Source organism: Streptomyces sp. NPDC045956 (assembly GCF_056430705.1).
This window is the reverse complement of record NZ_JBWKKZ010000008.1, coordinates 140,655-151,926: the sequence shown is the minus strand read 5'-3', so window position 1 is coordinate 151,926 and position 11,272 is coordinate 140,655. Positions and strand designations below refer to the sequence as shown.

Genomic DNA, 11,272 nt, shown 5'->3' with positions numbered 1-11,272 from the left:
TTTTTTTTCCCTTCTATTTCCCCCTTCCCCCCTCCCCTTTTTTTATTTGGGGGAGAGACCAGCACCCCCCCCTCCCCCCCCCCCCCCACCCCCTCCCCCCCCCCCCCCCCCACGGCGCTGGTGCGTTGTAGGCGGTACTGGGCCGCTCCTGGCCGGCCTCTAGCGGCCGGCGCCTCCGTCGGCGTTGGGGCCGTCGTAGTCCTCGCCGTACGCGCCCTTGGCGGGCCGGCGGCGGCGCATGGGCGGCTCGACGCCGTCCGCGAGGCGGCGGGCGGTGAGCAGGAAGCCGGTGTGGCCGATCATCCGGTGGTCCGGGCGGACGGCCAGGCCCTCGACGTGCCAGTTGCGGATCATCGTTTCCCAGGAGGTCGGCTCGTTGAAGCAGCCGATCTCGCGGATGGACTCGACGGTCCGGGCGAGCTGGGTGGTGGTCGCCACGTAGCAGCACAGGATGCCGCCGGGCACGAGCGCCTTCTTGACGACGTCCAGGCATTCCCAGGGGGCGAGCATGTCCAGGATGACGCGGTCGACGTCGGTGTCGGAGAGGTTGTCCTGGAGGTCGCCCACGGTGAGCTGCCAGGCGGGGTGCGGGCCGCCGAAGTAGCGCTCCACGTTCTGCCGGGCGATGTCGGCGAAGTCTTCGCGGCGCTCGTAGGAGTGCAGCATGCCCTGGTCGCCGATGGCGCGCAGCAGGAAGCTGCTCAGGGAGCCGGAGCCGACTCCGGCCTCCACGACGCGTGCGCCGGGGAAGATGTCGGCGAAGGAGAGGATCTGCCCCGCGTCCTTCGGGTAGACGACGGCTGCCCCGCGGGGCATGGACAGGACGTAGTCGGGGAGCAGGGGGCGCAGCGCGAGGTAGGCGACGTTCCCGGTGGTGCGGACAACGCTGCCCTCGGGAGCACCGATCAGTTCGTCGTGGGGGAAGGAACCCTTGTGGGTGTGGAAGTTCTTCCCGGCCTCGAGCGTGAACGTGTAGTGGCGGCCCTTGGGGTCGGTCAGCTGAACCTGGTCCCCGACCTTGAAGGGCCCGCGCCTGCGGGCGGCACCGGTCGGTTCGGACATGTGACCAGCCTACCGGTACCGGGCGGGGCCGCCGACCACCGCTGGGAGAGGCCGGTGGTCAGGAGGGGCGGGCCATGGCCTTGACGAAGGCGCGCTCCACGTCGGCGGCGGACAGGACCCCGTAGATCTCGCCGGTCTCCTCGACGACCAGGTACTCGGTGGCCGGGTTGGCGCGCAGCGCGTCCAGGAGTTCCTCGCCGGAGAGCTCGGCGGAGACGCGCATGCCGTCGGTGAGGTCCTGGGCGAGGCCGCTGACCGGCACCCAGGGGCGGCGGTGCTCGGGCACGCCGACGATGGCGGCCTCGCGGACCAGGGAGACGGGAATGCCGTCGGCGTCCACGACGACCAGGGCGCGGGCGCCCGAGGCGTTGGCGCGCCGCAGGGCTTCGGAGAGCGGGGTGTCGGCCGGGACGGGGACGGCGCGCCGGGTGAGGGCGCGGGCGCGCAGCTCCGGCAGGTGCTCGCGCAGGCGGGCCATGCGGAGGCTGTTCCCGGCGCCGGTCCAGATGATCGCGGCGAGGATGGCGGCGAGCAGGGCGTCCATGACCGTGTCCATGCCGACGTCGTCCACGGCGCCGGAGCCGAGGGCGTTGGTGACCAGCGGAAGCCCGATGAGGACGGCGATGGCGAGGGCGCGGCCGACCCAGGCCGCGGCGACGGTGCCGCTCATCGGCTTGCCGGTGATCTTCCAGACGACGGCGCGGAGCATCCGGCCGCCGTCGAGGGGGAGGCCGGGCAGGAGGTTGAACGCGGCCACGAGGAGGTTGGAGATCATCAGGCCTGCCAGCAGCACGCCGGGGACGGTGCCGGGCTCGACGGGGAGCAGGGCGAGGTAGAAGACGCCGGCCAGGACGAGGGAGAGCAGTGGGCCGACGAAGGCCAGGACGAACTCGCGGCCGGGGGTCTCGGCCTCCTTCTCGATCTCGGAGACGCCGCCGAAGAACTGGAGCTGGATGCGGCGGACCGGGAGCTTGAAGCGGAGCGCGGCGATGGTGTGCGCCAGCTCGTGGACGAGGACGGACGCGTAGAAGGCGACCGCGAAGAAGAGGGAGACCAGGTAGCGGGCGGCGCCCAGCTCGGGGAGGACGCGGTCGAGCTGGCCGCCGAACACCCAGGTGATCAGGGCGGCGACCAGGAACCAGCTGGGCGCGACGTACACGGGGACGCCGAAGGGCCGGCCCATCAGCAGGCCGCCCCCGGGCTCCGGCCGCCGCTGCGGGGGCCGTCCCGGCGCGGTCCCCCCGGTGTGGGCGTCGGCACGGGGACGGTCGGGGTGGGCGTCGTACGGGCTGTGGCCCGGCTCCACGGGCGGATGGGCGGGGCGGTCGCCGCCGGGTGTGCGGGGCGCCGGTGTCTCGGGGGCCGGTGTCTCGGGGCCGGGTGTGTGCGGCTCCGGTGTCCCGGGGCTCGGTGTCGGCGTGTTCCGCGTCTTCGGGCCGGGTGTCGGCGTGCCCGGTGTCCCGGGGCCCGGTGGCGGCGCGTTCCGCGTCTCCGGGCCCGGTGTCGGCGTGCCCGGTGTCCCGGGGCCCGGTGTCGGCGTGCCCGGTGTCGGGGTGTGGTCCCCGGCGGCCGGTCCGGGGTGTTCGCCGGGGGCCTCGCCCGTCGGCCGGGGCGGCCGGGCCCCGGGGCGGTCCCCGGGGGGACCGGAGTCCGCGGGTTGCGGCCGTGCGGAGCCGGTGGCCGGGGCCGTGGAGCTCGCCTCGGGCTCGGCCGGCTCGTCGCTGCCGGACCGCGGCTGCCCGTTCCCGCCGCTCACGTCCACGGTGTCCCCTCGTTCGAAGCGTCTCCCGCGCCTGCCGGACGGGAGGTCTCGTCTCGATGGTATGCGTCCGTCGTGACCCGTTCCGCTCCGGCACCCCCGTGCTTCCCTTCTGTCGCACGGGTCGGGGCCGTGGGAGGGGGCACTGTCAGTCGCGGGCCGTAAGGTCTGTGGGCATGGAGACGAGCATCGAGGATGTCGCGGCGGACGCCGGCGAGGGCGCCCGGCCGGCGGTGACGGCGTCGGGCCCCGCGGCCACGGCGGCGGACTCGGCGGTGGTGGACGGGGCCGCCACCGGGGCCGCGCCCGCCCCTGTGGCCTCGGCGCCCTCCTCGCTCTCGCCCTCCCGGGCCGGTGACTTCATGCAGTGCCCGCTGCTGTACCGGTTCCGGGTCATCGACCGCCTCCCGGAGAAGCCGAGCGAGGCCGCGACCAGGGGCACCCTGGTGCACGCGGTGCTCGAGCGGCTCTTCGACGCCCCGGCGACCGAGCGCACCGCACCGCGGGCGAAGGCCCTGGTCCCCGGTCAGTGGGACCGTCTGCGGGAGAGCAGGCCGGAGGTCGGGGAGCTGTTCGCCGACGATCCGGAGGGCGAGCGGCTGGCGCGGTGGCTCTCCGAGGCCGAGCGACTCGTCGAGCGCTGGTTCACCCTGGAGGACCCGAGCCGGCTGGAGCCGGCCGAGCGGGAGCTGTTCGTGGAGACCGAGCTGGACTCGGGGCTGCGGCTGCGCGGCATCATCGACCGGGTCGACGTGGCCCCCACCGGCGAGGTGCGGATCGTCGACTACAAGACGGGCAAGGCGCCCCGGCCGCAGTACGCCGAAGGCGCCCTGTTCCAGATGAAGTTCTACGCGCTGGTGGTGTGGCGGCTGAAGAAGGTCGTCCCGCGCCGCCTCCAGCTCGTCTACCTCGGCAGTGGCGACGTGCTCACCTACGATCCGGTCCGCGCCGACCTGGAGCGGGTCGAGCGCAAGCTGCTGGCGCTGTGGGAGGCCATCAGGCTGGCGACCGAGACGGGCGACTGGCGCCCGCGGCCCACCAAGCTGTGCGGCTGGTGCGACCACCAGGCGCACTGTCCGGAGTTCGGCGGCACTCCCCCGCCCTATCCGCTGCCCGTGAGGGCGGCCGATCCCGGCGACGGCGGACAGGGCAGAATGGGGCCGGACTAGCGAAGGAGACTTACGTGGCCATCCGCGTCCTACTGGTCGACGACCAGCCGCTGCTGCGCACGGGCTTCCGGATGATTCTGGAGGCGGAGCAGGACCTCGCGGTCGTCGGCGAGGCCGGAGACGGCCTCCAGGCTCTCGACCAGGTGCGGGCGCTCCAGCCCGATGTGGTGTTGATGGACATCCGCATGCCGCGGATGGACGGTGTCGAGGCGACCCGGCAGATCACCGGCCCCGAGCGGGACGGCCCTGCGAAGGTGCTGGTGCTGACCACCTTCGACCTCGACGAGTACGTGGTGGAGGCGCTGAAGGCGGGCGCCAGCGGCTTCCTGCTGAAGGACGCCCCGGCCAACGAACTGGTGCAGGCCATCCGCGTGGTGGCGAACGGCGAGGCGATGCTCGCGCCGAGCATCACCCGGCGGCTGCTCGACAAGTACGCCACGCATCTGCCCTCGGGGGACGACCCCGTGCCCAACACGTTGCACACCCTCACCGAGCGCGAGGTGGAGGTGCTGAAGCTGGTGTCACGCGGCCTGTCGAACGCGGAGATCGCCGCCGACCTCTTCGTCAGCGAGACCACGGTCAAGACCCACGTGGGTCATGTGCTGACCAAGCTGGGCCTGCGCGACCGCGTACAGGCCGCGGTGTACGCGTACGAGAGTGGTCTGGTCCGTCCCGGCGCGCAGTAGCGGGCGGGTCGGCGCTCGCCGGCTCGGGTCCGTGCGCGACCTGACCCGTGCGAGCGCGGCGCTCGCCCCGCGGCGCACCCGTCCGGCACGAAGGGCGCCCTCCTCCCGTGGGAGGAGGGCGCCCTTCGTCGTGGTGTCCGGCGGGGACGTCAGCCGCTCACGCCCCGGCCCAGCTCCCAGACCTGGAGCGTGGAGGAGGAGTTGAGGACGTAGGCCGTGCCGGTGATGTCGTCGCGTGCGGCGACGTACTGCTTGCCCTGCCACAGCGGGATCACCGGGACGTCGTCGGCGGTGATGTCCTGGATCTCGTTGAGGCTGTCCACGGCGGAGAGCCGGTCGGCCTCACGACGGGACTCGGGGATCAGGGTGTTGCGGATCTGCGTGTTCGCGTACGGCGAGTTGAGGGTGTTGTCCTTGTCGAGGAACGGCGCGATGAAGCTGTCGGCGTCGGGGAAGTCGGGGAACCAGCCCATGCCGAAGACGTCGTACTCGCCCTTCAGCTCCGCCGGGCGGAACTTGTCCCAGGGAGCGCCCTGGATGTCGACGTCGAAGAGGCCGCTGTCGTTCAGCTGCTTCTGGAGCTGCTCGAACTCCTGCTTGGTCGCGGCACCGTAGTGGTCCGTCGTGTAGTGCATCGTGAGCTTGACGGGCGTGTCGACGCCCGCGTCCTCCAGCAGGCCCTTGGCCTTGTTGGCGCTCGGGTCGCCGTACTTGTTGAAGAACGAGTTGGAGTGGCCGGTGATGCTGGCCGGGACCATCGAGTACAGCGGTTCGGCCTGGGAGCCGTAGACCGCGGAGACGAGTTCGCTGCGGTTGATGAGCTGGGCCATGGCCTGTCGGACGGCCTTGTCCTTCACCGTCGCCGCGTCCGTGTTGAAGCCCAGGTAGCGGATCTCGAGACCGGCCACCTCGACCAGGTCGACGTCGGAGTCCGTGGCGTTGGAGAGCTTCTGGATCTGGTCCGGCGTCATCGCACGGGTCATCACGTCGATGTCGCCCTGGTCGAGCGCCTTGCCCATGGCGTCGGCGTCCTCGAACGACACGACCTCGACCTTGTCGTTGTTCACCGTGAGACTCCCCTTGTAGTCGGGGTTCTTGGTGAACACGGCCTTGGTCATCTCGTCGCCGTCGACCTCGGCCTTCATCGTGTACGGGCCGGAGCCGTCCAGGGCGAAGCCCTCGCGCAGCTTGCCCTTCTCGTAGTCGTCGGGGTTGACGATGCCGGCGACCGGGGTCGACAGCTTGTACGGGAAGGTGGCGTCGGCGGTCTTGAGGTGGAAGATGACCTCGCGGTCGCCCTGCGTCTCGACGGTGTCGACGGTCGAGAGCAGACCGAACACCTGGCTGTCCGCCTTGATGGACAGGGCGCGCTCGATGGAGTACTTGACGTCCTCCGCGGTGACGGCGTCGCCGCCCGCGAACTTCAGGCCGTCGCGCAGGGTGCACGCGTAGCGCTCGTTGCCGGTGTCGGTGAAACCGCACTTCTCGGCGGCCTCGGGCACGGGTTCACCGTCGCCGCGGGGCTGGATCATCAGGGTCTGCGTGGTCTGACGCAGGATGTTCCAGGTGCCGACGTCGTAGGCGAACGCCGGGTCGAGGGGCGCGGGTGCGTCCTCCGAGGCGGTGAACCGGTCCGTGGTGCCGACGACGATCGCGTCCCCGCCGCCGCTGCCGCCGTCGGACCCGCCGCAGGCGGCGAGCACCGGCGCGAGCAGGCCCACGACGGCCGGCAGCACCAAAGTCTTGCGGTTCATGCTCGAGTTTCTCCAGAGCTGTCGGTCCGTGTATCCGGCATGCAGGGGTGTCGCGGCGGATCACGGGGGTAGTGGCCGATGTTCTCGCGACGAGATTAGTCCGCGGCCGCACGGGGGCTCGCAGCCAGTGGAGTTGGGACCTCATCACGGAGCGAAACCGGGTGCGGACACACCGAAAACCCGACAGTGGAAGGATTAGTGCAGGGTTTCACCAATCAGGACACAAAGGCGCCTCGACAACGTTCGCCAAGCCCGGAACAGCACACCTACGCCCTCGTGTCGACCCCACGCAAGGTGGCGAACGTCACACTTCGGCCTGGGGCGGCGAGCGCTCTTATTCAGCCATCCGGAGCGGCCGCAATTCCCCGTTCACGCCCCCCTGTTGACGTGGGCACGCGGTTCCCGGAATTACCGCGTTATCGGTGCCGCACGCTCGGTGAACACCTAGTGCATTCGTGGCATCAGGCCGCGCAGAAATGCCAGGTCGACCTCTTCCAGCGAGTCGACCACGGTGCGCCGGGCCGCCGGGGTGATGGGTGCCACCGAGGGCACGGCCACCACGTGGCAGCCCGCCGCCTCGGCGGCGGCGACCCCGGTCGCGGTGTCCTCCACGACGGCGCACCGGGCCGGGTCCACCCCGAGTCCGGCCGCGGCGGCCAGGTACGGGTCGGGGTACGGCTTGGTGCGGGGCACCTCGTCGCCGGCCACGGTGAGGGCGAAGTGCTGGGGGCCGAGCGAGGTCAGTACGCGGTCGATGATGCGTCGGTGCGAGGCGGAGACCAGGGCCGTGGGGATCTCGTGCGCGGCGAGTTCGGCGAGCAGGCGGGCGGCGCCCGGCATGAGCGGCAGGGTGCGGGCGATGCGCTGCTCGAAGCCGTCGTTGAGCAGCACGCTCAGCTCGGCGAGGGTGATGTCGGCCCCGGTCGCCTCGATCAGGAAGCCGGCGCTGCGGCTCATGGGACCGCCGACGACGACATGGCGCCACGAGTCGTCCAGGGTGTGGCCGAGGGAGGCGAAGACCTCCACCTCGACGTCCCACCAGAAGCCCTCGGTGTCCACCAGGGTGCCGTCCATGTCGAGCAGCACGGCCTGCAGGGCGGAGCCTTCGGCCGTACGGGTTCCGAGCGCGGGGACCGTACTGGTCATCCACGTACCTCCTTGAGGGACGATCAGGCCGGTTCCCGGGAAGGGAACCGGCCTGCGGTGGACCGACCAGTGTACGTCGTGCGGGTCGAGAACGCCTGGTGTGGCCTGCGGAGCGGTAGCGGGAGGCCTCAGCGGGCGTTGAAGTACTTGGCCTCCGGGTGGTGGATCACGATGGCGTCGGTGGACTGCTCGGGGTGGAGCTGGAACTCCTCGGAGAGGTGGACGCCGATCCGTTCGGGCCGGAGCAGGTCGGCGATCTTGGCGCGGTCCTCCAGGTCCGGGCAGGCGCCGTAGCCGAGGGAGAAGCGGGCGCCCCGGTACTTCAGGGCGAACATGTCCTCCATCTCGGCGGGGTCCTCCCCCGCGAAGCCCAGCTCGGAGCGGACGCGCGCGTGCCAGTACTCGGCGAGGGCCTCGGCGAGCTGGACCGAGAGACCGTGCAGTTCGAGGTAGTCGCGGTAGGCGTTGGCCTCGAACATCCGGGCCGTCTCCTCGCCGATCCGGGAGCCGACGGTGACGACCTGGAAGCCGACGACGTCGGTCTCGCCGGACTCCTCCGGGCGGAAGAAGTCCGCGAGGCACAGCCGCCGGCCGCGCCGCTGGCGCGGGAAGGTGAAGCGGGTGCGCTCGTTGCCCGCGTCGTCGAGGACGATCAGGTCGTCGTCCTTGGAGACGCAGGGGAAGTAGCCGTAGACCACGGCCGCCTCCAGCAGGTTCTCCGTCTGGAGCCGGTCCAGCAGGCCGCGCAGGCGCGGGCGGCCCTCGCTCTCGACCAGTTCCTCGTACGACGGGCCCTCGCCGGTGCGGGCCTGCTTGAGGCCCCACTGGCCCTTGAAGAGGGCGCCCTCGTCGAGCCAGGAGGCGTACTCCTTGAGCTGGATGCCCTTGACGACGCGGGTGCCCCGGAAGGGCGGCTCGGGGACGGGGTTGTCGACGGCGACGTCGGAGCGGACGTGCCCCTCCTCGGGCCGTTCCTCGACCTCGACGGTGGCCGCCCGCACGCGGCGCTGCCGCAGCTCGGGCAGTTGCGCGCCGGGCACGCCCCGCTTGATGCCGATCAGCGCGTCCATCAGCCGCAGGCCCTCGAAGGCGTCGCGGGCGTAGCGGACCTCGCCGTCGTAGATCTCGTGCAGGTCCTGCTCGACGTAGGCCCGGGTGAGGGCCGCGCCGCCGAGGATCACCGGGTAGTCGGCGGCCAGCTTGCGCTGGTTCAGCTCCTCCAGGTTCTCCTTCATGATCACCGTGGACTTGACCAGGAGCCCGGACATGCCGATCACGTCGGCGCGGTGCTCCTCGGCGGCCTCCAGGATCGCGGAGACCGGCTGCTTGATGCCGAGGTTGACGACGGTGTAGCCGTTGTTCGACAGGATGATGTCGACGAGGTTCTTGCCGATGTCGTGCACGTCGCCGCGGACCGTGGCCAGCACGATCGTGCCCTTGCCGTCGTCGTCGGTCTTCTCCATGTGCGGCTCCAGGTGGGCCACCGCGGTCTTCATGACCTCGGCGGACTGGAGCACGAACGGCAGCTGCATCTGCCCCGACCCGAACAGCTCGCCGACGACCTTCATGCCGTCCAGCAGGGTCTCGTTGACGATGTCCAGGGCCGGACGCTCCTGGAGGGCCGCGTCCAGGTCCTGCTCCAGGCCGTTCTTCTCGCCGTCGATGATGCGCCGCTTGAGCCGCTCCTCCAGCGGGAGCGCGGCCAGTTCCTCGGCCTTGGACGCCTTCAGGGACTTCGCGGTGGCGCCCTCGAAGAGCTGCATGAGCTTCTGGAGCGGGTCGTAGCCCTCGCGGCGGCGGTCGTGGATCAGGTCGAGGGCGGTGGTGACCTGCTCCTCGTCGAAGCGGGCGATCGGCAGGATCTTCGAGGCGTGCACGATCGCCGAGTCCAGGCCGGCCTTGACGCACTCGTCCAGGAAGACGGAGTTCAGCAGGATGCGGGCGGCCGGGTTGAGGCCGAAGGAGATGTTCGACAGGCCGAGGGTGGTCTGCACGTCCGGGTGGCGCCGCTTCAGCTCCCGGATGCCCTCGATGGTGGCGATGCCGTCCTTGCGGGACTCCTCCTGGCCGGTGCAGATGGTGAAGGTCAGACAGTCGACGAGGATGTCGGACTCGTGGATGCCCCAGTTGCCGGTCAGGTCCTCGATCAGCCGTTCGGCGATCTCGACCTTCTTCTCGGCGGTGCGGGCCTGCCCCTCCTCGTCGATGGTGAGCGCGATCAGCGCGGCGCCGTGCTCGCGCGCCAACCGGGTGACCTTGGCGAAGCGGGACTCGGGGCCGTCACCGTCCTCGTAGTTGACGGAGTTGATCACCGCGCGGCCGCCGAGCTTCTCCAGACCGGCCCGGATCACGTCGACCTCGGTGGAGTCCAGCACGACCGGCAGCGTCGAGGCGGTGGCGAACCGGCCGGCCAGCTCCTCCATGTCGGCCACCCCGTCGCGGCCCACGTAGTCCACGCACAGGTCCAGCATGTGGGCGCCCTCGCGGATCTGGTCGCGGGCGATCTCCACACAGTCGTCCCAGCGGCCGTCCAGCATGGCCTCGCGGAACTTCTTGGACCCGTTCGCGTTGGTCCGCTCGCCGATCGCCAGGTACGAGGTGTCCTGGCGGAAGGGCACCGTCTGGTACAGCGAGGCGGCGCCCGGCTCCGGGCGCGGCTGCCGCTCGGTCGGCGCGGTGCCGCGGACCCGCTCGACGACCTGCCGCAGGTGCTCGGGGGTGGTGCCGCAGCAGCCGCCGATCAGGGAGAGGCCGTACTCGCGGACGAAGGTCTCCTGGGCGTCGGCCAGCTCCGGCGCGGTCAGCGGGTAGTGGGCGCCGTCCTTGCCGAGGACGGGCAGTCCGGCGTTGGGCATGCAGGAGAGCGGGATGCGGGAGTGCCGGGCCAGGTAGCGCAGGTGCTCGCTCATCTCGGCCGGGCCGGTGGCGCAGTTCAGGCCGATCATGTCGATGCCGAGCGGCTCCAGCGCGGTCAGGGCGGCGCCGATCTCGGAGCCGAGGAGCATCGTCCCGGTCGTCTCGACGGTCACGGACACGATCACCGGTACGTCGAGGCCGAGGGCGTCCAGGGCGCGCCGGGCGCCGAGCACGGAGGCCTTGGTCTGGAGCAGGTCCTGCGTGGTCTCCACCAGCAGCGCGTCGGCTCCGCCTGCGACCAGTCCCTCGGCGTTGCGCTGGTAGGCGTCGCGCAGGATCCGGTAGGGGGCGTGGCCGAGGGTGGGGAGCTTGGTGCCGGGGCCCATGGAGCCGAGCACCCAGCGCTGCCGGCCGTCCCGGGCGGCGAACTCGTCGGCGACCTCGCGGGCGACCCGTGCGCCTGCCTCCGACAGCTCGTGGACGCGCTCGGGGATGTCGTACTCGCCGAGCGCGGAGTGGTTGGCGCCGAAGGTGTTGGTCTCCACGCAGTCCACGCCGGCCGCGAAGTACTCCTCGTGCACCGAGCGCACGATGTCGGGCCGGGTCAGGTTCAGGACCTCGTTGCAGCCCTCCAGCTGCTGGAAGTCGTCCAGCGAGGGGTTCTGCGCCTGGAGCATGGTGCCCATCGCGCCGTCGGCGACCACCACGCGGGTGGCGAGCGCCTCGCGCAGGGCGGACACACGGGTCCGGGTGTCGGCGGAAGGGGTGGACGGCGACGAGGCCATGAAGGGGCTCCCTAGGATGCGACGGCTGTCGGCTTTGCGCTGCCCGGGGCCGTCC

The 11,272-nt window shown here is 71.4% G+C and carries 7 protein-coding genes; 2 read left to right on the top strand and 5 right to left on the bottom strand.

All coding sequences use genetic code 11. The annotated features are described in order from the left end of the window. Positions 1-159: 159 nt before the first annotated feature. Both AC07FV_RS22125 and AC07FV_RS22120 read right to left on the bottom strand, forming a co-directional pair. Positions 160-1,062: a tRNA (adenine-N1)-methyltransferase gene (locus AC07FV_RS22125; protein WP_479089057.1), complete on the bottom strand. Its 903-nt coding sequence runs from the start codon at positions 1,060-1,062 to the stop codon at positions 160-162. 58 nt (positions 1,063-1,120) lie between these two features. After that, positions 1,121-2,824: a site-2 protease family protein gene (locus AC07FV_RS22120; RefSeq protein WP_479089056.1), complete on the bottom strand. Its 1,704-nt coding sequence runs from the start codon at positions 2,822-2,824 to the stop codon at positions 1,121-1,123. 173 nt (positions 2,825-2,997) lie between these two features. On the opposite strand from AC07FV_RS22120, the gene AC07FV_RS22115 reads away from it, so the two are divergent. Continuing rightward, positions 2,998-3,990 carry a RecB family exonuclease gene (locus AC07FV_RS22115; protein ID WP_479089055.1) on the top strand — a complete coding sequence of 331 codons (993 nt, stop codon included), beginning with the start codon at positions 2,998-3,000 and terminating at the stop codon, positions 3,988-3,990. A gap of 14 nt (positions 3,991-4,004) precedes the next feature. Further along, on the top strand, positions 4,005-4,676 hold the full coding sequence (locus tag AC07FV_RS22110; RefSeq protein WP_479089054.1) for a response regulator: 672 nt from the start codon (positions 4,005-4,007) through the stop codon (positions 4,674-4,676). Positions 4,677-4,825: 149 nt separating this feature from the next. Here the strand turns inward: AC07FV_RS22110 and AC07FV_RS22105 are convergent, their stop codons facing one another. The 3 genes from AC07FV_RS22105 to metH all read right to left on the bottom strand — a co-directional run bounded on the left by AC07FV_RS22105 (position 4,826) and on the right by metH (position 11,217). Further along, positions 4,826-6,430: an ABC transporter substrate-binding protein gene (locus tag AC07FV_RS22105; protein WP_479089053.1), complete on the bottom strand. Its 1,605-nt coding sequence runs from the start codon at positions 6,428-6,430 to the stop codon at positions 4,826-4,828. A gap of 444 nt (positions 6,431-6,874) precedes the next feature. After that, positions 6,875-7,576 carry an HAD family hydrolase gene (locus tag AC07FV_RS22100; RefSeq protein WP_479089052.1) on the bottom strand — a complete coding sequence of 234 codons (702 nt, stop codon included), beginning with the start codon at positions 7,574-7,576 and terminating at the stop codon, positions 6,875-6,877. 128 nt (positions 7,577-7,704) lie between these two features. After that, positions 7,705-11,217 (bottom strand): methionine synthase, encoded by a 3,513-nt coding sequence (metH, locus tag AC07FV_RS22095; protein WP_479089051.1) that lies wholly within the window; start codon positions 11,215-11,217, stop codon positions 7,705-7,707. Between the last annotated feature and the right edge of the window lie 55 nt (positions 11,218-11,272).